The sequence below is a fragment of the Amycolatopsis sp. NPDC049159 genome (assembly GCF_040648295.1).
Lineage (GTDB): Bacteria > Actinomycetota > Actinomycetes > Mycobacteriales > Pseudonocardiaceae > Amycolatopsis > Amycolatopsis pretoriensis_A.
Map to the genome: position 1 here is coordinate 1 of NZ_JBEZDL010000046.1, position 25588 is coordinate 25588.

The 25588-nt window shown below is 75.4% G+C and carries 2 protein-coding genes; both read left to right on the forward strand.

Annotation, left to right across the window (positions count from 1 at the left end):
* The first annotated feature begins 142 nt into the window (after window positions 1–142).
* Window positions 143–5422 carry a type I polyketide synthase gene (locus tag AB0B33_RS45865; RefSeq protein ID WP_360784283.1) on the forward strand — a complete coding sequence of 1760 codons (5280 nt, stop codon included), beginning with the start codon at window positions 143–145 and terminating at the stop codon, window positions 5420–5422.
* A gap of 23 nt (window positions 5423–5445) precedes the next feature.
* Window positions 5446–25401 carry a type I polyketide synthase gene (locus tag AB0B33_RS45870; protein ID WP_360784289.1) on the forward strand — a complete coding sequence of 6652 codons (19956 nt, stop codon included), beginning with the start codon at window positions 5446–5448 and terminating at the stop codon, window positions 25399–25401.
* Window positions 25402–25588 lie beyond the last annotated feature (187 nt).

Genomic DNA, 25588 nt, shown 5'->3' on the forward strand with positions numbered 1-25588 from the left:
CGCGCCCGCCGGCCCCGCCTCCCTTCCCGGCGACCGTGCCCACCAGGGGGCCGCACTTTCACGTGAAAGTGCGGACTCCGGGGCGGGCTGGACGCACCACGCCAGTGGCGTTCTGGCTGCGGTCGCCGGTTCGGAACCCGCTGTGCTGGCCGAAGGCGCGTACCTGACCGATGTCACCCTCGACGGCGACGCGGGTGCGTTCGACCTCCACCCGCTCCTGCTCGCCGAAGCCCTCCGAGCCTGCGGCGCGGAAGCTGTTTCCTGGCGCGGGGTTTCGCTGCACGCGCGGGGGCTGACCCGGCTGCGGCTGCGCGTCGCCCCGCTCGGGGAGACGACCGTCAGCCTCGCGCTGCTCGACTCCGCGGACCGGCCGGTGTTCGTCGCCGCCGAGGTCGGGTTCGGCAGCGCCGTCACCGAGATCGAGGCCGCGCCGGCCACCCCCGTGCGCGTCCCGGCGAGCCCGGTGGCCGGCGACTGGGCCGCGCTCGGCGAGGCCGACCGCGTCCGTGCGGCCGAAGACCTGGTCCGGACCACCGTCGCCGCCGTGCTCGGTCACGGCGACACCGGCGCGGTCGGCACCGGCGACCCGTTCACCGACCTCGGCTTCGACTCGATGATGTCGGTCGAGCTGCGCAACCGGCTCACCACCGCCACCGCCCTCGAGCTGCCGGCCACGCTCGTGTTCGACCACCCGACCCCGGCCGCCGTCGCGCGCCTGCTGCTGGGCGGGCTCTTCGGCGACGACGAACGCGCCGGTCCGGCCCGCCGGACCCGGGCGCGCACCGACGACCCCGTCGTCATCGTCGGGATGAGCTGCCGGTACCCGGGCGGCGTCCGCTCGCCCGATGACCTCTGGACGATGGTCGCGAACGGCCACGACGCGGTCGGCCCGTTCCCGCGCGACCGCGGCTGGGACCTCGCGACGCTCGCCGCGGGCGCGTCCGCCACCACCTACGGCGGCTTCCTCGACGGCATCGACCGCTTCGACGCCGCGTTCTTCGGCATCTCCCCGCGCGAAGCCCTCGCGATGGACCCGCAGCAGCGGCAGGTCCTGGAGACGTCGTGGGAAGCGCTGGAGGACGCCGGGATCGACCCGCTCGGCCTGCGCGCCACCCCGACCGGCGTGTTCGTCGGCACCAACGGCCAGGACTACGCGAGCGTGCTCGCGGGCAGCGACGCCGACGTCGGCGCGCACGCCGGGCTCGGCAACGCCGCCAGCGCGGTGTCCGGGCGGGTGTCCTATGTGCTCGGTCTCGAAGGCCCGTCGATGACCGTCGACACGGCGTGTTCCTCGTCGCTGGTCGCGCTGCACCTGGCGGCACAGGCCCTGCGGGCGGGGGAGTGCGAGCTGGCGCTCGTCGGCGGCGTGCTCGTGATGTCCAGCGCCAACTACTTCCTCGGCACCAGCCAGCAGGGCGGCCTCGCGCCGGACGGGCGCTGCAAGGCGTTCGCCGAAGCCGCCGACGGCACCGGCTGGGCCGAAGGCGTCGGGATGCTCGTCGTGGAACGGCTTTCCGACGCGCGCCGCAACGGGCACGAGGTCCTGGCCGTGGTGCGCGGTTCCGCGGTCAACTCCGACGGCGCGTCCAACGGCATCACCGCCCCCAACGGCCCCTCGCAGCGCCGGGTGATCCGGGCCGCGCTCGCCGACGCCGGACTGTCCACTTCGGACGTCGATGTCGTCGAGGCACACGGCACCGGGACCACGCTGGGCGACCCGATCGAAGCGCAGGCCCTGCTGGCGACCTACGGGCAGGACCGCGAAACACCGTTGCTGCTGGGCTCGTTCAAGTCCAACATCGGCCACACCCAGGCCGCCGCCGGGGTGGGCGGGGTGATCAAGGTCGTGCAGGCGATGCGGCACGGCCTGGTACCGCCGACCCTGCACGTCGACGCGCCCTCGTCGCACGTGGACTGGACGGCCGGGTCGATCGACCTGGTCACCGCGCCGACGCCGTGGCCCGAGGTGGCCCGGCCGCGCCGCGCGGGGGTGTCGGCGTTCGGCGTCAGCGGGACCAACGCGCACGTCGTGCTCGAACAGGCTCCCGAAGCGCCCGCACCCGCCCCGGAACCCCCGCCCGCCGTGGTGCCGTGGGTGCTTTCGGCCCGCAGCCGGACCGCGCTGCACGCCCAGGCCGCCCGCCTGGCCGGGGCCGGGTCGCCGCTCGCCGCCACCGGGCTCGCCCTCGCCACCCGCCGGGCCGCGCTGGAGCACCGCGCGGTCGTCGTCGGGGCCGACGTCGAGGAGATGCGCTCGGCGCTGGCCGGAAACCTCGTCGAAGGCCTCGCGCAGGACGGTGGCACGGCGCTGCTGTGCACCGGCCAGGGTTCGCAGCGGCCCGGCATGGGCCGCGGGCTGTACGACCGCTACCCGGTGTTCCGGGCGGCGTTCGACGAGGTCTGCGCCGAATTCGGCGACGAGCTGCGCGACGTCGTCTTCGGCGAGGACGCCGCTCTGCTGGACACCACCGGCTGGGCGCAGCCGGCGATCTTCGCCGTCGAAGTCGCGCTGCTGCGGCTGCTGGACGAGTGGGGAGTCCGGGCGGACCACCTGGCCGGGCACTCGATCGGCGAGATCGCCGCCGCCCACGCGGCCGGGGTGCTCTCGCTGACGGACGCGTGCACGCTCGTCGCGGCGCGGGCCCGGCTGATGCAGGACCTGCCCGGCGGCGGGGCGATGTTCGCCCTGCGCGCGAGCGCCGCCGACGTCGAGCCGCTGCTCGGCCCGGATGTTGCGCTCGCCGCCGTCAACGGGCCGTCGTCGGTGGTGGTCGCCGGGACCGAAGCCGCCGCGCTCGCGGTGGCCGAGCGGTTCGAGAAGGCCCGGCGGCTCACCGTCAGCCACGCCTTCCACTCGCCGCTGATGGAGCCGATGCTGGAGGACTTCGCCAAGGTCGTCGCCGGCCTCGACCTGCGGGTGCCGAAGCGGTCGCTGATCTCCGCGGTCACCGGGCGGCCGGAACGCGAGCTGTTCGCCACGGCCGAGTACTGGGTGGACCACGTGCGCCGGACCGTCCGCTTCGGCGACGTCGTCGCGGACCTGGCCGGGCGCGGGGTGACGCGGTTCGTCGAGGTCGGCCCGGACGCCGTGCTGTGCGGGATGGCCGCCGAGACCGTCGACGCCACGTTCGTGCCGCTGCTGCGGGCGGGCCGCGACGAGGAGACGACGATCGTCACCGCGCTGGGCCGGCTGCACGTCGACGGCCTCGCGATCGACTGGTCCCGGTTCTTCGCCGGGGTGGACGCGCGCGGCGTCCGGCTGCCGGCGTACCCGTTCGACGGCGAGCGGTTCTGGCCGGAGGCCTCGGTCCCGGCCACGCCGGTCGAGCCCGCGGACGGGTTCTGGGCGGCGCTGGAAGGCACGGACATCCCGGCGCTGGCCGCGGAACTCGGTGCCGACGCCGACGAGCTGGCCCGGGTTCTGCCCGCGCTTTCCGCGCACCGCAAGGGACACGTGGACCGGACCACGACGGACGGCTGGCGCTACCGCGTCGACTGGCAGCCGTTCGCGGGGACGGCCGCGCCGCGCCGCGAGGACTGGCTGATCGCGGTACCCGCGTCGCTCGACGGCGACGAGCGCGTCGAGGTGCTGGTCGACGTGCTGGGCGCGGACACGGTCCGGCTCGTCGTCGACGGCCCCGACCGCGCGAAGCTGGCGGAGCGGATCACGGCGCTGTTGGAGACTTTCCCGAGCCCGGCGGGCGTGTTGTCGTTGCTGGCGCTGGACGAGACACCGGCGCCGGACACGCCATCGGTACCGGGCGGGCTCGCCGCGACCGCGGCTTTGGTGCAGGCCCTCGGCGACGCCGGGGTCGACGCGCCGCTGTGGTGCCTGACCACCGGCGCGGTCCGGACCGGTCCCGGGGACGCGGCGGGCAGCCTCGCGCAGGCCGCGGTCTGGGGCCTCGGCCGGGTGGCGGCGATGGAGTACCCCGGCCGATGGGGCGGGCTCATCGACGTGCCCGCGGACTTCGAGCCCCGCGCGCTGACCCGCCTGCCGGCCACGCTCGCGGCGGCGGGGGAGGAGGACCAGATCGCGGTGCGCCCGGACGGCGCGCTGGTCCGGCGGCTGGTGCCCGACCCGACCGGAGCCTCCACCGGGCGCCTGGGCGAGGTGCCCGCCGACGGCACGGTGCTCGTGACCGGCGGTACCGGCGCTCTCGGGGGCAAGCTCGCGCACTGGCTCGCCGAGTCCGGTGCAGGCCACATCGTGCTGACCAGCCGCCGCGGGCCCGACGCGCCCGGTGCCCGCGAACTGGCGGACGAGCTGACCGCCGCGGGCGCCCGCGTGACCGTCGCCGCCTGCGACGTCTCCGACCGGGACGCCCTCGAGCACCTCATCGAGACCCTGCCGGAGGAGTTCCCCCTCCGCGGAGTGGTCCACGCGGCCGGTGTGCTCGACGACTGCGTGGTCGACGCCGTCGACCCGGGCCGCTTCGAAACGGTCCTCCGGCCCAAGACCGCGGCGGCGGTGCACCTGCACGAACTGACCGCCGGCCTCGACCTCAGCCTCTTCGTGCTCTTCGCCTCCATCGCCGGCACCGTCGGCGGACCGGGTCAGGGCAGTTACGCCGCCGCGAACGCCGTGCTCGACGCCCTCGCCGAACAGCGGGCCGCCGCCGGGCTGCCCGCGCTGTCGGTCGCCTGGGGTGCCTGGGGCGAGGTCGGCATGGCGGCCGACCCGGCCATCCAGGAACGCATGCGCCGCAGCGGCGCCGCCGCTCTCGCACCCCGACGGGCGCTCCTCGCGCTCGGGGAAGCACTCCGCCGCGGGGACACCTCCGTCACCGTCGCCGACATCGACTGGACGCGGTACGCGCCCGGCATGGCGCTCATGCGGACCACGCACCTCCTCGACGGCGTCCCCAGCGCCCGCGCGGCCGTCGAAGCCGCCCGAAAAGCACCGGAGACCGCCGAGGAACCGCTGGCCGAACAGCTGGCCGGGATGCCGGAACCGGAGCGCGTCAGCACGCTGTCGAAGGCGGTGCGGACGGCGGCCGCGATGATCCTCGGGCACGCCTCGGGGGACGCGATCGAGCCCGAGGCGAAGTTCGGACTGCTCGGCTTCGACTCGCTGAGCGCGGTCGAGTTCCGCAACCTGCTGGCCCGGCGCACCGGGCTGAACCTGCCCCAGGGCCTGGTCTTCGACCACCCGACGCCGCTCGCGCTCGCGCAGTACCTGCGGGCCGAGCTGGTGCCGGCCGACCGGCCCGCGGCCGATCCACTGGACGCCGAGCTGGCCGGCCTGGAACGGGCGATGGCGGCCGGCGGCCTCGACGAAACCCGCCGGGACGCCGTGTCCCGGCGGCTGCACCGTCTGCTCGACGGGCTGCGGCCGGAGCGCACGGACGGCGAAGACGTCTTGGCGGCTTCGGACGACGAAATGTTCGACCTGCTCGGCAAGGAGTTCGGGATCTCGTGAGCACGCAGGATGGGCGAGCGCTGATGGACAACGAAGAGAAGCTCCGGCACTTCCTCAAGCGCGTCACCGTGGAGTTGCAGGAGACGCGCGCGAAGCTGCGGGAGGCCGAGACGGCCGACCAGGAACCGATCGCGATCGTCGGTCTCGGCTGCCGCTTCCCGGGAGGGGCGTCGACGCCGGAAGCGCTCTGGGAGCTGCTTTCCGAGGGGCGCGACGCGATCACGGAGTTCCCCTCCGACCGCGGCTGGGACGTCGACCGGCTGCACGACCCGGACGGCGCCTCCCGCGGCACGTCCTACGTGCGCCACGGCGGGTTCCTGCACGACGCGGGCGACTTCGACCCGGCGTTCTTCGGCATCTCGCCGCGGGAAGCGCTGGTCATGGACCCGCAGCAGCGGCTGATGCTGGAGATCTCGTGGGAGGCGATCGAGCGCGCGGGCATCGACCCGGCGTCGCTGCGCGGCTCGTCGACCGGCGTCTTCACCGGCACGAACTTCCAGGACTACATCCACCTCGCCGCGAGCGCGGCCGAAGGCGCCGAGGACTACCTCTCGACGGCCAACGCGTCCAGCGTGCTGTCGGGCCGGGTCGCCTACGCGCTCGGCCTGGAGGGGCCCGCGATCACCGTCGACACCGCGTGTTCGGCGTCGCTGGTCGCGATGCACCTGGCCGCGCACGCCCTGCGCCGCGGCGACTGCTCGCTGGCCCTGGCCGGCGGCGCGACCGTGATGGCCACCCCGACGTTGTTCATCGCGTTCAGCCGTCAGCGCGGGCTCGCCCCCGACGGCCGCTGCCGCTCGTTCGCCGAGGGCGCCGCGGGCACCGGCTGGGGTGAAGGCGCGGGGGTGCTCGTGCTGGAAAAGCTGTCCGACGCCGAACGCAACGGCCACCGGGTCCTCGCCGTCCTGCGCGGCAGCGCGGTCAACCAGGACGGCGCGTCCAACGGCCTGACCGCGCCGAGCGGGCCGGCGCAGGAACGCGTCATCCGCGCGGCGCTCGCGGGCGCCGGGCTCACCCCGGCCGATGTCGACGCCGTCGAGGCGCACGGGACCGGCACCACGCTCGGCGACCCGATCGAGGCCCGCGCGCTGGCCGCCACCTACGGCCGCGACCGTGACGGCGAACCGCTGTGGCTCGGCTCGGTGAAGTCGAACCTGGGGCACACGCAGGCCGCCGCCGGCGTGGCCGGGGTGCTGAAGATGGTCCTCGCGCTGCAGCACGGCGTCCTGCCGGAGACGCTGGGCGTCGACGCGCCGACGTCGGCACTGGACTGGGACGGCAGCGGGCTCGCGCTGGTCACCGGGACGCGGCCGTGGCCGTCGACCGGGCGGCTGCGGCGCGCCGGTGTCTCGTCGTTCGGGCTGAGCGGCACCAACGCGCACGTCATCCTGGAGCAGGCGCCCGCGGTCGAGGCCGCGGCCGAGCCGTCGCCGCGGGTGCCCGGGGTGCTGAACTGGCCGCTGTCCGGCAAGAACGCCGCCGGGCTGCGCGGGCAGGCCGCCCGCCTTTTGTCCTTTGTGGACACGGAACCCGCGCCGCTGGACCTGGCCTACTCGCTGGGTGTTTCGCGGGCCGCGCTGCCGCACCGCGCCGTCGTCACCGGGTCCACTGTGGATGATCTGCGAGCGGGGCTCGCGGCGCTGGCGGACGGGACTTCCGAGGCCGCGGCTTCGGGCGCGGTCGCGTTCCTGTTCACCGGGCAGGGTGCGCAGCGCGCCGGGATGGGCCTCGAACTGCGGGCCGCGTTCCCGGTGTTCGCCGAGGCGTGGGACGCCGTGTGCGCCCACCTCGACCCGGCGCTCGCCGACGTCGTGCGCACCGGGACCGGGCTCGACGACACGAAGAACGCCCAAGCCGCGCTGTTCGCGCTGGAGGTCGCGCTCTTCCGGCTCGCCGAGTCGTGGGGGCTGCGGCCGGACTACCTGCTCGGGCACTCCGTCGGCGAGCTGGCCGCGGCGCACGTCGCGGGCGTGTTCTCGCTGGAAGACGCCTGCGCGCTCGTCACCGCCCGCGGCCGGCTCATGCAGGAGCTGCCGGCCGGCGGTGCGATGCTCGCCGCCGAGCTCACCGAAGCCGAAGCCCTCGCCCTGATCACCGGCCCCGAGGTCTCGCTGGCCGCGGTCAACGGGCCGGGCTCCGTGGTGTTCTCCGGGGACGCGGCGGCCATCGACGCCCTCGAAGCCGCGCTGAGCGAGCGCCGGACCAAGCGGCTGCGCGTCAGCCACGCCTTCCACTCGGCGCGGATGGAGCCGATGCTCGGCGATTTCGCCGCCGTCGCGCGCCGGATTTCCTACGGCGAGGCGACGTTGCCGGTCGTCTCGAACCGCACCGGCCGCGTCGCGGCACCGGGCGAGCTGCAGGACCCGGCGTACTGGGTTTCCCACGTGCGGGACACCGTCCGCTTCGGTGACGGCGTGCGGTGGCTGGCCGAGCGGGACGTCACCCGGTTCGTCGAACTGGGTCCCGACGGCGTGCTGTCCGCGATGGCGAGCGGCGCCGGCGACGACGTCAAGTGCGTGCCGCTGCTGCGGGCCGGACGGCCGGAGGAACAGACCGTCACGGCGGCGGTCGGCGCGCTGCACGTCGCCGGGGTGCCGGTGGACTGGGCCGGGTTCTACGCCGGCACCGGCGCGCGGCTGATCGACCTGCCGACGTACGCCTTCCAGCACGAGCGCTACTGGCCGGTCGCGACCCCGCCGGGCGCGGTGGCGACCGACCCGGGCGGGCTCGGCCTGACCGCGGCCGGGCACCCGCTGCTCGGCGCGGCCACCGGCCTGGCCGACGGCGAGGGCCACCTGTTCACCGGCCGGCTCTCCGCGGCGGCGACGCCGTGGCTCGCCGACCACGTCATCATGGGCGCGATCCTGTTGCCCGGCACGGCTTTCCTCGAACTGGCGATGCGCGCGGGCGACAGCGTCGGCTGCCCGCGCGTCGCCGAGCTGACCCTGGAGGCGCCGCTGGTCCTGCCCGAGCGCGGCGGCGTCCGGCTGCAGCTGCTCGTCGGTGCCCCGGACCACACCGGGCGGCGCCCGTTCACCGTCCACTCGCGACTCGAAGACGAACCCGAGGACACGGCCTGGGAACGGCACGCCGGCGGCGTGCTCGCCCCGGGTGCGGCGGTGCCGGCGCCGGTGGCGTGGCCGCCCGCGGACGCCGAGGAGGTCGACCTCACCGGCTTCTACGACGGCCTGGCCTCGGCCGGGTTCGGTTACGGCCCGGCGTTCCGGGGCCTGGAACGGGTCTGGCGCCGCGGCACCGAGGTGTTCGCCGAGGTGACGGCTCCGCGCAAGGCGGGCGCGACGGACGCGTACGGCCTGCACCCGGCGGTCCTCGACGCGGCCCTGCACGCCTTGGGCGCGGCGGACCGCGGCGAGGACGCGGACCGGCTGCTGCCGTTCGCGTGGACCGGCGTGACGCTGCACGCCCCGGGTGCCTCGGCGCTGCGGGTCCGGATCGACGCGGCCGACCCGGTGTCGGTGGCGATCGAGGTCACCGGCACCGCGGGCGAGCCGGTGGCGTCGGTGGAAGCGCTCGCCCTGCGCCCGGTCGCCGCGGGCACCGGCGCGGGCCGGAAGGCGCGGCACGAGTCGCTGTTCACCGTGGACTGGGTCCCGGTCCCGGCGAGCGCGGCGGCCGGTCCGGTGGACTGGCCGGCGCTCGGGGACGCGACCGGGACGCCCTCCCACGTCGTCTACCGGCCGGCCGGCGGGGCCACCCCCGAAGCCGTCCGCGAGACCCTGCGCGAAGTCCTCCACACCGTTCAGACCTGGCTCGACGACGACCGTTTCGCCGACTCCCACCTGGTCGTCGTCGCCGGTTCCACCGACCTCGCCACCGCCCCGATCTGGGGGCTCCTCGGCTCGGCGCAGGCCGAACAACCCGGCCGCATCACGCTCGTCGACCTCGACGACGACGACCTCCTCGCCGCGGCCGTCGCGCTGGGGGAGCCGAAGGTCGTCGTCCGCGAGGGACGGCTGCACGTCCCGCGGCTCGGCCGGGCCGCCGTCGCGCCCGCGTCGGAAGGCCGTTTCGACGGCACCGTCCTCATCACCGGCGGCCTCGGCGGCCTGGGCACGCACCTCGCCCGGCACCTGGTCGCCGAGCACGGCGCCCGCCGCCTGCTGCTGCTCGGCCGCCGCGGCCCCGACACCCCGGGCGCGGCCGAGCTGATCGCCGAGCTGGGCATCGAAGCCACCGCGATCGCCTGCGACGTCACCGATCGTGAAGCACTGGCCGCGGTCTTCGCCGAGCACGACGTCACCGCCGTCGTGCACACCGCCGGCGTTCTCGACGACGCCACTTTCGGTGCGCTGACCGAAGATCAGCTCGACGCCGTCCTGCGCCCGAAGGTCGACGCCGCCTGGCACCTGCACGAACTGGCCGGGCCCGTCGAGACCTTCGTGCTCTTCTCGTCCGTGGCCGGGGTGTTCGGCGCGGCCGGGCAGGCCAACTACGCCGCCGGCAACGCCTTCCTCGACGCCCTCGCCGCCCACCGGCGCGCGAGCGGCCTGCCCGCGGTCAGCCTCGCCTGGGGCGCGTGGGAGACCGGCATGGCCGGCACCCTCACCGACGCCGACCTCGACCGGATGACCCGGTCCGGCACCCCGCCGCTGGCCCTCGACCAGGGCCTGAGCCTGTTCGACGCCGCCCTCGGCGCGGACGACGCCCTCCTCGCGCCCGTCCGGCTCGACCTCGACACGCTGTCCGCCGCACCCGAGGTGCCGCCGCTGCTGCGCCGGCTGGTCCGCGGCAGCACGCGCCGCCGGAACCGCGCCGACTCCGGGCTCACCGCCCGGCTCGCCGCGCTGGCCCCGGCCGATCGGCAGCGCGCGCTCGTCGACCTCGTCCGCACGCACGTCGTCGGCCTGCTCGGCTACAGCTCGATCGGCCAGGTCGAGCCCGGGCAGTCCTTTGCGGACCTCGGCTTCGACTCGCTCTCGGCGGTCGAGCTGCGCAACGCCGTCCAGGCCGACACCGGCCTGCGCCTGCCCGCGACGCTCGTCTTCGACTACCCGACCGTCCTCGCCCTCGCCCGCCACCTGCACGACGAACTGGTCGGCACGCTGGAAGCGGTGCAAACTCCCACGCGGACGACCCCGGTCGAGGCCGACCCGGTCGTCATCGTGTCCATGGGCTGCCGCTACCCGGGCGGGATCACTTCGCCCGACGAGCTGTGGGACTTCGTGCTCGGCGACGGCGACGGCGTCTCCCGCTTCCCGGGCGACCGCGGCTGGCCCGTCGACGCCCTCTACCACCCGGACCCCGACCACGCGGGCACCAGCTACACCCGCGAAGGCGGCTTCCTCGACGACGTCGCCGGCTTCGACCCCGGCTTCTTCGGCATCTCCCCGCGCGAGGCGCTGGCCATGGACCCGCAGCAGCGCCAGCTGCTCGAGACGTCGTGGGAAGCCCTGGAACGCGCCGGGATCCGGCCGGAAACCCTGCGCGGCAGCCGCACCGGTGTCTACGCCGGGATCATGTACCACGACTACCTCGGCGCGAACGTCGAGTTCCCGGCCGATTCGCTCGGCTACCTCGGCACCGGCAACGCGGGCAGCGTGCTGTCCGGGCGCCTGTCGTACGTCTTCGGCCTGGAAGGGCCGTCGGTCACCGTCGACACGGCGTGCTCGTCGTCGCTGGTCGCGCTGCACATGGCCGCGACCGCGCTGCAGCGCGGCGAGTGCGAGCTGGCGCTGGCCGGCGGGGTCACCGTGATGGCGACCCCGGGGACGTTCATCGACTTCAGCCGCCAGCGCGGCCTCGCCGCCGACGGCCGCTGCAAGTCCTACGCGGACGCCGCCGACGGCGTCGGCTGGTCCGAAGGCGTCGGTGTCCTCGTCCTGGAACGGCTTTCCGACGCCCGCCGCAACGGCCACCCGGTCCTGGCGGTGGTCCGCGGCTCCGCGGTCAACTCCGACGGTGCGTCCAACGGCCTGACCGCGCCGAACGGCCCGTCGCAGCAGCGCGTGATCCACCAGGCCCTCACCGCGGCCGGACTGTCCACTTCGGACGTCGACGTCGTCGAAGGCCACGGCACCGGGACGACGCTGGGCGACCCGATCGAAGCGCAGGCGCTCCTGGCCACCTACGGCCAGGACCGCGACGAGTTCCGGCCGCTGCTGCTCGGCTCGATCAAGTCGAACCTGGGCCACACGCAGGCGGCGGCCGGGGTCGCCGGCGTGATCAAGTCCGTCTACGCGCTGCGGTCCGGCCTCGTGCCGAAGACCCTGCACGTCGACGCGCCGTCGTCCCATGTGGACTGGACGGCCGGCGACATCGAGCTGGTCACCGCGACCCGGCCGTGGCCGGAGACCGGGCGCCCGCGCCGCGCGGCGGTCTCGTCGTTCGGCATCAGCGGCACCAACGCCCACGTCGTGCTGGAGCAGCCCCCGGCCGCCGAGCCGGAACCCGCTTCCGCCGGGCGGCCCGCGCCGTGGCTGCTGTCGGCCCGCACCCCGGAAGCCCTGCGGGAGCAGGCGAGCCGGCTGCTGGCGTCCGATCCGGGTGACGTCGCCTGGTCCCTGGCCACGACGCGCACCACGTTCGAGCACCGCGCGGTCCTGACCGGCGACACCCTGGCGGCCCTCGCCGCCCTCGCGGACGGCACCGACGCACCCGGGCTCGCGGTCGGCGAAGCGGTGTCCGGCGTCCGGACGGCGTTCCTGTTCACCGGCCAGGGCGCCCAGCGCGCCGGGGCGGGCCGTGAGCTGGCCGAGCGGTTCCCGGTGTTCGCCGCCGCGCTCGACGAGGTCTGCGCGCACTTCGACCCGTCGCTGCGGGAGCGGATGTTCGACGCCGGCGCGTCCCTGGCGCCGACCGACATCGCGCAGCCCGCGCTGTTCGCGATCGAGGTCGCGCTGTACCGGCTCGTGCGCTCCTGGGGCGTCACCCCGGACCTGCTGCTCGGGCATTCGATCGGCGAGCTGGCGGCCGCGCACGTCGCCGGGGTGTTCTCGCTCGAGGACGCCTGCCGGCTGGTCGCCGCGCGCGGCCGGCTGATGGCCGCGCTGCCCGCCGGTGGCGCGATGGTCGCCGTCAACGCGCCCGAAGCCGTCGTGGCGGAAGCGCTGGACGACCGGGTGTCGATCGCCGCGGTCAACGGGCCGGAGTCCGTCGTCATCTCGGGCGACGAGGCCGCGGTCACGGAGATCGCCGCCAGGTTCGCCGCGGCCGGGCACCGCACCCGCCGGCTCGACGTGAGCCACGCCTTCCACTCGCCGCTGATGGACCCGATGCTCGACGACTTCCGCGCGGTCGCCGAGACGATCGAGTACGCGCCCGCGAACCTGCCGGTGGTGTCGAACCTGACCGGGGCGGTCGCCGGGGCGGAACTGTCCACAGCGGACTACTGGGTGCGGCACGTCCGCGCCGCCGTCCGGTTCGCCGACGGGATCACGACCCTGCTCGCCGACGGCGTCACGGCGTTCCTGGAGCTCGGCCCGGCCGGGGTGCTCAGCGCGCTGGCCGCGGAAACCCTGCCGCCGGAAGCGATCGCGGTCCCGTGCCTGCGCCGCGACCGCGCCGAGGACGACTCGGTCCTCGACGCGCTGACCGCGTTGCACCTGCACGGGGCCGACGTGAGCTGGGAGTCCTACCTCGACGGTGGCCGCGCGGTCGAGCTGCCGACCTACCCGTTCCAGCACGAGCGGTTCTGGCCGCGCGTGGCCCTGCTGACCGGCGGCACCGGCCTCGACGCCGTCGCCCACCCCCTGCTCGGCGGCGGCATCGAGCTGCCGGAGTCCGGCGGCTTCCTCTACACCGCACGGCTTTCCCTCGCCGCGCACCCGTGGCTGGCCGGGCACCGGATCGCCGGTTCGGTGCTGCTGCCCGGGACCGCGCTGCTGGAGCTCGCGGCCGCGGCCGGCGAGCAGGCCGGGTGCCCGGTCGTCGGCGAGCTGACCCTCGAAGCGCCGCTGGTGGTGGGCGAAGAGACCGGCACGCACGTCCAGATCGCCGTCGGTGCCCCGGGCGAGGACGGCGAGCGGCCGATCTCGATCTACTCCCGCCGGGAAGACGCGCCCGACGAGCTGTGGACCCGCCACGCCGGGGGCACGCTGGTCACGTCCGGCGAGCCCGCGGCACCGGTCACCCGCCCGGACAGCGCGACCGGAATCGACCTCGACGGCCTCTACGACCGGTTCGCCGACCAGGGCTTCGAGTACGGCCCGGCGTTCCGCGGCCTGACCGCCGCCTGGCGCCACGGCGAGGACGTCTACGCCGAAGTCGAACTGCCCGAGGACGAACCCGCCGAGACGTACGGCCTGCACCCGGCGCTGCTCGACGCGTGCCTGCACGCCACCTCGTTCGGCACCACCGTCCGGCCGGGTGCCCTGCCGTTCTCGTGGGCGGGCGTCACCGTGCACGCTTCGGGCGCGACCGCGGTGCGGCTGCGCGTCTCGCCCGCCGGCGACGACGCGGTGTCCCTGCACCTGACCGACCTCGACGGCGAGCCGGTCGCGACCGTGCGTTCGCTGGTGCTGCGGCCCCAGTCCGCGACCCCGGCCGTCGACCGCGACTCGCTGTTCCAGCTCGACTGGACCCCGATCGCCGTCGGCGCGCCCGAAACCGCCGCGGTGTCGGTCGCGGGCGTCGATCCGTTCGGCGTGGCCGCTGTTTTCCCCGCCGCCACCCGGCTTTCCGGACCGCTCGCCGCCGACGAGGGCGTCGTCCTGTGGCCGATCGCCGCCGGCGAGAGCGGCGACGTCGTCCAGGAGACGCACGAACTGACCACGCACGTGCTGGGCATCCTGCAGGACTGGCTGGCCGCCGAGCGGCCCGCGCGGCTGGTGCTCGTCACCCGGGGCGCGACGACCGGGGCCGACCTGCCCGCGGCCGCCGTCTGGGGCCTGGTCCGCACCGCGCAGGTCGAGCACCCCGGCCGCGTCGCGCTCATCGACCTCGACGGCACCGAAGCCTCCCTGGCCGCGCTGCCGAACGCGCTCACCACCGGCGAACCGCAGCTCACGCTCGTCAACGGCGAACCCCGCGCCGCCCGCCTCACCCGCCCCGACCCCGCACTTTCACGTGAAAGTGCGCACCAGGGAGCCGCACTTTCACGTGAAAGTGCGGCTTGGGACCCGGACGGGACCGTGCTCATCACCGGCGGGACCGGGGGGCTCGGGGGGCTGCTGGCCCGGCACCTGGTCGGCGAGCACGGCGTCCGGCACCTGGTGCTGGTCAGCCGCCGTGGGCCGGCCGCCGAGGGGGCGGCCGAGCTGGCCGCCGACCTCGGCGCGGCCGGTGCCGAGGTCGCCGTGAAGGCGTGCGACATCGCCGACCGCGACGCGCTGCGAGCGCTGCTCGACGACGTCCCGCCCGAGCACCCGCTGACCGCGGTCGTGCAGACCGCCGGCGTCCTCGACGACGGTGTCCTCGGCTCCCTCACGCCCGAACGGCTGGCGACCGTGCTGCGTCCCAAGGTCGACGCGGCCTGGAACCTGCACGAGCTGACCCGCGACCTCCCCCTGGCCGCGTTCGTCTCGTTCTCCTCGGTCGCCGGCACCTTCGGCGGCGCCGGCCAGGCGAACTACGCGGCCGCCAACGCCTTCCTCGACGCGCTCGCCCTGCACCGCACCACCGACGGCCTCCCGGCGCAGTCGCTGGGCTGGGGCCCGTGGGCCGCGGCGACCGGGATGACCCGGACGCTCAGCGACGCCGACTTCGAGCGGATGGCCCGGCTCGGCATGCCCGTGCTGCAGCCCGAGCAGAGCATCCGCCTGTTCGACCGGGCGCTCACCACCGACCGCGCGGTGCTGCTGCCGGTCCGCCTCGACCTGCCGGTGCTGCGGTCGCTGCCGGAGATCCCGCCGCTGCTGCGCGGCCTCGTCCGCGTCACCGGCCGCAAGCAGGCGGGCCGCGGGTCCGCCGGACTGCTCCGCCGCCTGGCCGGGCTGACACCGGAAGAGCGTGCCGAAGCGCTGCTGACGCTGGTGCGCGAGCAGGTCGCGCTGGTGCTCGGGCACACCGACGCCGCCGCCGTCCCGGCCGCGAAAACGTTCCAGGAGCTGGGTTTCGACTCGCTGACCGCGGTCGACCTGCGCAACAAGCTGACCGCCGCGTCCGGGGTCGCGCTGCCGGCCACCACGGTGTTCGACTACCCGACGGTGACCGCGCTGGCCCGCCACCTCGCCGAGCAGCTGGGCGAAGGCGAAGGCGACGGCGACCGCGTGGACGTCGCGCCGGTCACCGCCGCGGTGGCCGACGAGCCGATCGCGATCGTCGCGATGAGCTGCCGCTACCCGGGTGGCGTCACCACCCCCGAGCAGCTCTGGGAGCTGGTCACCGGCGGCGCCGACGCCATCACCGAGTTCCCGGCCGACCGCGGCTGGGACGTCGACGCGCTCTACGACCCCGACCCCGACCACCCGGGCACGTCCTACACCCGCCACGGCGGCTTCCTGCACGACGCCGCCGAGTTCGACGCCGCCTTCTTCGGGATGAGCCCGCGCGAGGCCGTCGCCACGGACACCCAGCAGCGGCTCCTGCTGGAAGTCTCGTGGGAGGCGTTCGAGCGGGCCGGCATCGACCCGCGCAGCCTGCGCGGCAGCCGCACCGGCGTGTTCGCCGGCGTGATGTACAACGACTACAACAGCCTCGTCGCGGGCGCGGACCTGGAGGCCTACCAGGGCAACGGCAGCGCGGGCAGCGTCGCATCCGGGCGCGTCGCCTACGTGCTCGGGCTGGAAGGCCCGGCGGTCACCGTCGACACGGCGTGTTCGTCGTCGCTGGTGGCGCTGCACTGGGCCGCGCAGGCGCTGCGCTCGGGGGAGTGCTCCCTGGCGCTGGCGGGCGGTGTCACGGTGATGTCGACGCCGGGCACGTTCGTCGGGTTCTCGCGCCAGCGCGGGCTTTCCCCGGACGGCCGCTGCAAGTCCTTCGGCGACGGCGCGGACGGCGTCGGCTGGTCCGAAGGCGCCGGAATGCTGTTGCTGGAGCGGGTTTCCGACGCGAAGCGCAACGGGCACCCGATCCTGGCCGTGGTGCGCGGCAGCGCGGTCAACTCCGACGGCGCGTCCAACGGCCTGACCGCGCCGAACGGCCCTTCGCAGCAACGCGTGATCCGGCAGGCCCTCTCCGTCGCCGGACTGTCCACTTCGGACGTCGACGTCGTCGAAGGCCACGGTACCGGGACGACCCTGGGCGACCCGATCGAGGCGCAGGCGCTGCTCGCGACCTACGGCCAGGACCGCGAAACCCCGCTGCTGCTCGGTTCGGTGAAGTCGAACATCGGCCACACCCAGGCCGCCGCGGGCGTCGCCGGCGTGATCAAGGTGGTGGCCGCGCTGCGGCAGGGTGTCGTCCCCCCGTCGCTGCACGCCGGGGAGGTGTCCTCGCACGTCGACTGGGCGGCCGGGGACGTCGAGGTCGTCACCGAGAACCGGCCGTGGCCGGAGACCGGCCGCGTGCGCCGCGCCGCGGTGTCGTCGTTCGGCATCAGCGGCACCAACGCGCACACGATCATCGAACAGGCGCCGGAGCCGGTGCTCGCGGACGCGCCGCCGGACGCCGGGGTCGTGCCGTGGCCGGTGTCGGCGACGACGGAACGCGCCCTGCGCGAGCAGGCCGCGCGGCTGGCCGGGTACGACCTCAACCGCGTCGACGCCGGGTACACCCTCGCCACCGGCCGGACCGCGTTCGACCACCGCGCGGTGGTGCTTTCGGAGCACCGCGCGGAACTGTCCGCGGCGCTGGACGCGCTGGCGGCCGGCGAACCGCACCCGGCCGTCGTCACCGGGCACGTGGCCGAATCGGCCAAGCTCGCCGCGCTGTTCGCCGGTCAGGGTGCGCAGCGGCTCGGCATGGGACGCCGGTTGTACGCGCGCTACCCCGTGTTCGCGCAGGCCTGGGACGCGGTCGCCGAGCAGCTGCCCGGCGAGTGGGCCGGGATCGTCTGGGGCGAGAACTCCCGCCGGCTCGCGGACACGGCCGCGGCGCAACCCGCGCTGTTCGCCCTCGAAGTCGCGCTGTACCGGCTCTTCGAGTCGTGGGGCGTGCGGCCGGACTACGTGCTCGGGCACTCGGTCGGCGAGGTCGCGGCCGCGCACGTCGCCGGCGTGCTGACCCTGGCCGACGCGTGCACGCTGGTGCGGGCACGCGCCGAGCTGATGGGGGCGCTGCCTTCCGGCGGAGCGATGGTGTCCGTGCGCGCCACCGCCGCGGAAGTCGAGCCGCTGCTGGGTGACGACGTCGCGATCGCCGCGGTCAACGGGCCGGACGCCGTCGTGCTCGCCGGCGCCGAAGAAGCGGTGCTCGCCGTGGCCGAGCGGTTCGAGAAGCCCAAGCGGCTCACGGTGTCCCACGCGTTCCACTCGCCGCTGATGGACCCGATGCTCGAGGAATTCCGTGCGGTCGCCGAGGAGCTGACGTACTCGGCGCCGCGGATCCCGGTGGTGTCGACGGTCACCGGCGCGCTCGTCACGGACTTCACCGCGGACCACTGGGTGGCCAACGTCCGCCGGACGGTCCGCTTCGCCGACGGCGTGACGGCGCTGCACGAGCACGGCGTGCGCGTGTTCGCCGAGTTCGGCCCGGACGGCGTCCTCTCCGCCATGACCGCCGGCACCCTCACCGACGCGGTCACGGTCCCCTTGCTGCGCAAGGAAACCCCCGAGCCGCGGGCCGCGCTGGCCGGGCTCGCCGGCCTGCACGTGGTGGGCGCCCGGGTCGACTGGCCCGCGGTGCTGCCGGGTGGCCGGCACGTGGAGCTGCCGACGTACGCGTTCCAGCGCGAACGGTTCTGGCCGCGCGGCGGCGCGACCCCGCGCGGCGACGCGACGGCGGCCGGCCTGGGCGTCGGCGGCCACCCGATGGTCGGCGCCGTGGTGCGCCCGGCCGGGTCGGGCGAGGTGCTGCTGACGAGCCGGCTGTCGGTGTCCGGGCACCCGTGGCTGCGCGGCCACGTCGTCGGGGGCGCGGTGGTGCTGCCCGGCACGGTGCTCGCGGAGCTGGCGCTGCGGGCCGGCGACGAAGCCGGGACGCCGTGCCTGGACGACCTCACGCTGGAGGCACCGCTGGTGCTGCCCGAGCGGGGCGGGGTGCAGCTGCAGCTGCGCGTGTCCGCGCCGCGCGAGGACGGGCGCCGGACGCTGACCGTCCACTCGCGACCGGAGGACGGCGACGACCTGACGTGGGTCCGGCACGCGACCGGCGTGCTCGGGCCCCAGCGGGCGGCGGCGGCCGCTTTCCCGTGGCCGCCCGCCGCCGAGCCGGTGGATCTTTCGGGTCACTACGAGCGCTTGGCCGACGGCGGCTTGTCCTACGACGGCACGTTCCGCGGCCTGCGGGCGGCGTGGCAAGCGGGCGACGAGGTTTTCGCCGAGGTGGCCCTGCCCACCGGCGACGCGGGGGAGGCGGGCGCGTTCGGCCTGCACCCGGCGCTGTTCGACGCGTGCCTGCACGCGATCGGCCTGCTCGGTGGCGAGGCCGGCTTGCCCTTCGCATGGGAGGGTGTGCAGCTGCACGCCACCGGCGCGGCTTCGGTCCGGGTGCGGATCTCCCTCGCCGGGCCGGGGGTTTCGCTCGCGATCGCGGACTCGTCGGGAGCGGTGGTCGCCGAGGTGGCCACGCTGCGCCTGCGCGAGCCGGCGGAAGTGCGGCAGGTGAGCCAGGAGAACCTGTACCGCCTCACGTGGACCCCGCTGGCCGTCGAGCCGAAGGATCCGGCCGACGCCGGAGTCCTCGGGGCGAACGAGGTGCTTCCCGGCGCGGCGACCTTCGCCGACCTCGAAGCCGCCGCCACCGCCGCGCCCGGCCTCGTCGTCCTGCCGCTGCTCGACCCGCCCGGCGACGACCCCGCGGCCGCCGCCCTCGACGTCACCACCCGTGTCCTGGACCTCCTCCAGCGCTGGCTCGCCGACGACCGCCTCCGCGAAACCCGCCTGGCCGTCGTCACCCGCGGGGCCACCGAAGGCAATCCCGTCGCCGCGGCCGTCTGGGGCCTGGTCCGCTCCGCACAGGCCGAACACCCCGGCCGGCTCGCGCTCGTCGACCTCGACGACACCGGCGACCACCTCGAAGCCGCCCTGGCGGCCGAGGAACCGCAGGTCGCGGTCAGGAACGGCCAGGTGCACGGCGGCCGGCTCGCCCGCGTTGCGGTCCAGTCCGAAGCACGGGAATTCGGCGACCCCGAGGGCACCGTCCTCATCACCGGCGGCACCGGCGGCCTCGGCGCGGTCTTCGCCCGCCACCTCGCCGCCGAGCACGGGATGCGGCGGCTGCTGCTGGTCAGCCGCAGCGGGGGAGACCCCGCCGAAGTCGCCACCCTCGTCGCCGAACTCGCCGCGCACGGCACCGAAGTCACCACCGCCGCCTGCGACGTCGCCGACCGGGACGCGCTGCGAGCCCTCATCGACGGGCTCGAGCACCCGCTGACCGCCGTTGTGCACAGCGCCGGTGTCCTCGACGACGGCGTCCTGGCTTCCCAGACGCCGGACAGCCTCGGCCGCGTCCTCACCCCGAAGGCCGCCGGCGCCTGGAACCTGCACGAACTGACCCGCGACCTCCGGTCGTTCGTCGTGTTCTCCTCGGTCGCCGGCACCGTCGGCACCGCGGGCCAGGCCAACTACGCGGCCGCCAACGCGTTTCTCGACGCCCTCGCGCGGCACCGCCACGCCGAAGACCTGCCCGCCACCTCGCTCGGCTGGGGTCCGTGGGCGACCGGCAGCGGCATGACCAGCGACCTGTCCGACGCCGACCTCGCCCGGATGGCCCGCGCCGGCACCCCGGCCATCCCCGCCGAGCTGGGCACGAGCCTGTTCGACGCCGCGCTCGCCGCGGGCGTCCCCGACGTCGCGCCGGTCCGGCTCGACCTGCCGGTCCTGCGGGCGATGGGCGACGTCCCACCGGTGCTGCGCGGCCTCATCCGCGTCCCGCTCAAGCGGTCCGCGGCGGGTGCCGAAGCGGCCGTCGGGCTGGTCCAGCGGCTCGGCGCGCTCGACGCCGCCGGGCGCACCCGCGCCGTCCGCGAGCTGGTCACCACCCAGGTCGCGCAGGTGCTCGGGCACGCCGACGGCGGCGCGATCGACGCCGGTCAGACGTTCCAGCAGCTCGGGTTCGACTCCCTGACCGCCCTCGAACTGCGCAACCGGCTCGACGGCGCGACCGGCGTGCGGCTCGGCGCCACCGCCGTGTTCGACTACCCGACCGTCGCCGCGCTGGGCGAGCACCTCCTGGAGGCGCTGCTCGGCTCCGGCGCGGTCGCCGACGCGGCCCCGACGCCCGCCGCGGTGGCCGGCGACCCGATCGTCATCGTCGGCATGAGCTGCCGCTTCCCGGGCGGCGTGGCGTCGCCCGAGGACCTCTGGCGGCTGCTCACCGAGGAACGCGACGCCATCACGGCGTTCCCGGCCAACCGCGGCTGGGACGTCGCCTCGCTCTACCACCCGGACCCGGACCACCCGGGCACGACCTACACCCGCGAAGGCGGTTTCCTGCACGACGCGGGCGAGTTCGACCCCGAGTTCTTCGGGATGAACCCGCGCGAAGCCCTCGCCACCGACGCCCAGCAGCGCCTGCTGCTGGAGACGGGCTGGGAGGCCGTCGAGCGCGCCGGGATCGACCCGGTGAGCCTGCGCGGCAGCCGCACCGGCGTGTACGTCGGCGTGATGTACAACGACTACGGCCTGACGCTCAACCACCTCGCCGACACCGACGGCTACGAGAGCAACGGCAGCTCCCCGAGCGTCGCCTCGGGCCGCGTCGCCTACACCTTCGGCTTCGAAGGCCCGACGCTGACCGTCGACACGGCGTGCTCGTCGTCGCTGGTCACCCTGCACCTGGCCGCGCAGGCGCTGCGCAGCGGGGAATGCGAGCTGGCACTGGCCGGCGGCGCGACCGTGATGGCCACGCCGGGCACCTTCATCGGCTTCAGCCGCCAGCGCGGGCTCGCCGCGGACGGGCGCTGCAAGGCGTTCTCCGACGACGCCGACGGGCTGGGCTTCGCCGAGGGCGTCGGCATGCTGGTGCTGGAACGGCAGTCCGACGCGATCCGCAACGGCCACGAGATCCTCGCCGTCGTGCGCGGTTCCGCGGTCAACTCCGACGGCGCGTCCAACGGCCTGACCGCGCCGAACGGCCCGTCGCAGCAACGCGTGATCCGCCAGGCCCTCGCCGCGTCCGGACTGTCCACGAAGGACATCGACGCGGTCGAGGCGCACGGCACCGGCACCGCGCTCGGCGACCCGATCGAAGCGCAAGCCCTCATCGCCACCTACGGCCGCGACCGCGGCGCCCCGCTGCCGATCGGCTCGGTCAAGTCCAACATCGGGCACACCCAGGCCGCCGCGGGCGTCGCCGGGATCATCAAGATGGTCCTCGCGATGCGCCACGGCGTGCTGCCCCGGTCGCTGCACACGGAGACGCGATCGTCCCACGTGGACTGGGACGACAGCGGCGTCGAGGTGCTGGCGAACGCCCGCCCGTGGCCGGAAACCGGTCGCGTGCGGCGGGCCGCGGTGTCGTCGTTCGGCATCAGCGGCACCAACGCCCACGCCGTGCTCGAAGCCGGCCCGGCACCGGTGCCCGCGCCCGAACCGGCGCAGCCGCCGTCGATCGTGCCGTGGGTGCTGTCCGGCCGGACCGCCGGCGCCCTGCGCGGTCAGGCCGAACGGCTGCTGACGCACCTCGACGGCCAGGACGTTCCCGCCGTCGGCCGCGCGCTGGCGGGCCGGACCTCGTTCGCGCACCGGGCCGTCGTCGTCGGCGAGGACCGGGCCGGGCTCACCGCCGCGCTCACCGCGGTCGCGGCGGGCGAGGCCGCCCCGGACGTCGTGACCGGCCGGGCGTTCGGCACGCGCACCCCGGCGTTCGTCTTCCCCGGCCAGGGTTCGCAGTGGGCCGGGATGGCCAAGGACCTCCTGGCCGCGTCCCCGGTGTTCGCCGCGACGATGGCCGAGTGCGCCGCCGCGCTGAGCGAGTTCGCCGACTGGTCCCTGTTCGACGTCCTCGACGACGCGGAAGCCCTCGAAGAGGTCGACATCGTCCAGCCCGCGCTGTGGGCGGTGATGGTGTCGCTCGCCGCGCTGTGGCGCGAGTTCGGCGTCGAACCGGCCGCGGTCGCCGGGCATTCGCAGGGCGAGATCGCCGCCGCGTGCGTCGCGGGTGGACTGTCCCTTCAGGACGGTGCCCGCGTGGTCGCGTTGCGCAGCCGCCTGATCCGGCAGAAGCTGGCCCGCACCGGCGTGATGCTCTCGGTGGTGGCGCCGGTCGACGACGTCCGCGCGCTCGTCGGCGACGACGTCTCGATCGCCGCGGTGAACGGGCCCAAGCTGGTCACCGTCTCCGCCGACGAAACCGCCATGGCGAAGCTGGAAAAGCGGCTCTCGGCGGCAGGCATGATGCGCTGGCGCCTGGCCGGGGTGAACTTCGCCGCGCACTCGCCTCAGGTCGAGCTCCTCGAGGACGACCTGCTCGAACTGCTCGCCCCGGTGTCCCCGCGCAGTTCGGCGGTGCCGTTCTACTCGTCGGTGACCGGCGGGCTGCTCGACACCGCGGAGCTGGACGCCGCGTACTGGTACCGGAACCTGCGCCAGACCGTGCTGTTCGGCGAAGCGGCCGACGCGATGGTGGCCGGCGGCGCGAGCGCGTTCGTCGAACCCAGCCCCAACCCGGTGCTGAAGATGGCCCTCGAACAGACCATGGACCGCACCGGCGAACCCCTGGTGTTCCAGGAAACGCTGCACACCGGCGAAGGCGACTGGCGCCGGGTGGTCACCGCGGTCGCCGGGGCGCACGCCCAAGGCGTCACGATCGACTGGACCGCCTTCTACGAGCGGGCCGGCGTCACCGCGCGGGTGCCGCTGCCGACCTACGCCTTCCAGCGCAAGAACTACTGGCCCGAGCCGGCCCCGCAGGCCGTCTCCGCGGGCGGCGAGAGCACGGCGGACGCGCGGCTGTGGGGCATGGTCGCGGCGACCGACGGCGGGGTACTGGCCTCGGCGCTGGAAGTCGACCGGGCCGCGCTGGACGCCGTCCTGCCCGCGCTGACGTCGTGGCGGGAGAAGCTGCGCACCGAGGCCGCCGTCGACCGCTGGTGGTACCGCATCGACTGGACGCCGCTGAAGCCCCCGGCGGGGGCCGCCGGACCGGGCCGCTGGCTGGCCGTCGTCCCCGAGGACACCGGCGACTGGGGCGCCCGGGTGCTGGGCGCGCTGCCCGGCGACGTCACCGTCGTCACGGTGACCGACCCCGACCCGGCCGCCCTCGCCGCCCGGCTCGGCGAGCTGCCGGGGACGTTCGACGCCGTCGTCTCGCTGCTCGCGCTGAGCACGCGGCCGATCGACGCGGCCCCGACCGCGCCGCCGGGCGTCGTGCTCACCGCGGTGCTGGTCCAGGCCCTCGCCCGGGCCGAGGTCGAAGCCAAGCTGTGGTGCCTGACCCGCGAAGCGCTGCCGGTCGAGGGCAAGCACGCGGCCGTGGACACGATCGGCCAGGCGGCGGTCTGGGGCTTCGGCCGCACGGTGGCGCTGGAACGCGCGGCGGCCTGGGGTGGCCTGGTCGAGCTGCCCGCCGAACCCGGCGAAGCCGACCTGCGGAACCTGCCGCACGTGCTGACCGGGCTCGGCGGCGAAGACCAGATCGCCCTGCGCGACGGCCGCCTGCTGGGCCGCCGCCTGCGGCGCACCACGGCGGCGGAGACGCCGTCGGTCACCCCGGCGCTGGCCGGGCCGGGCACGGTGCTCATCACCGGCGGCACGGGCGCGCTCGGCGTCGAGACGGCCCGCTGGCTGGCCGACGCCGGCGTCCGGCGGCTGGTGCTGACCAGCCGCCGCGGCCCCGACGCGCCGGGCGCGGCCGAGCTGGCCGAGGAGCTGACCGGGCGCGGGGCCGAGGTGTCGGTGGTGGCGTGCGACGTCGCCGACCGCGCCCAGCTGGCCGCGGTGCTGGCGGCCATCCCGGCGTCGGATCCGCTGCGCGGGGTCGTCCACGCCGCCGGCGTCGCCCAGGACGGCGCTGACGTCGTCGCGCTGACCCTGGAGGAGGTCGAAGGCGTCCTGCGGTCCAAAGTGGAGGGTGCGCGGCACCTGGACGAGCTCGTCGGCGACCGGGAGCTGGACTTCTTCGTGCTGTACTCGTCGGTGTCGGGCATGCTCGGCAGCGGCAAGCTCAGCGCGTACGCGGCCGCGAACGCCTACCTGAACGCGCTGGCCGAGGACCGCGAACGCCGCGGCCTGGTGGGCGTGTCGATCGGCTGGGGCGTGTGGGGCGAGGCCGGCATGGCCCTGCAGGGCGACATGCTCGAACACATGCAGCGCCACGGCCTGGTGCCGCTGGTCCCGGAAGAGGCGATGGTGGCGTTCGGGCGCGCCCTCGGCGTCCGCGGCTCGGTGCTCGCGGCGGACTTCGACTGGAACCGCTTCGCGCAGACGTTCACGCTGCCCCGCGAAAGCCCGCTGCTCAGCGAGCTGCCGGAGGTCCGCCAAGCGCTGTCGGCGGCGGACACCGAACGCGACGCGGTGGTGGCCGAGGCGACCCTGCACGAGGAACTGGCCGGCCTGGACCCGGCGGAGCGGCGCGACGCGCTGCTCGAGCTGGTCCGCACGGTGGCGGCCGAGCTCCTCGGCTACGGCGAACCGGGCGACATCGAGCCGTCCCAGGCGTTCCGCGACATGGGCGTGGACTCCCTGGCCGCGGTCGAGGTCCGCAACGTCCTGGGCGAGCGCACGGGCCTGCGGCTGCCGTCGACCCTGGTGTTCGACCACCCGACGTCCCAGGCGGTGGCGGCCCACCTGCACCGCGAGCTGTTCGGCGCCGAGGACGACGTCCCGGCGTCGGCGGAGGAGGCCAGGGTCCGGAAGTTCCTGGCGTCGGTGTCGTTCGACCAGCTGCGTTCGCTGGGCCTGATGGACCTGCTGGCGGAGGCGGCGGAACGTTCGGAGCGCCCTGAGCGCCCGGAGGAGTCCCGGGCGGAGGAGGACGGCGACGTGGGCGACATGGACGCGGACGACCTGGTCCGCTTCGTCCTGGGCGGCGACCAGGACTGACCCGCGCCTGACCGAGGCGACCGGAGGCGGCACTTTCCCTACGAAAGTGCCGCCTCCGGCATGCCCCCGATGTGGCGTTCGGGGCGGGGGCAAGTCTGGGGGTTTCCGGGCTGGGCGTGCGGTTGACTCCCCGGCAAGTGGACGTTCGCTCGGCGCCGGTCCGGAGAGGAACGCCGTCGCGGTGGCG

What these genes read in the sequence shown, in the direction of transcription:
- AB0B33_RS45870 (WP_360784289.1), top strand. Translation starts at nt 5,446, where the DNA reads ATGGACAACGAAGAGAAGCTCCGGCACTTCCTCAAGCGCGTCACCGTG.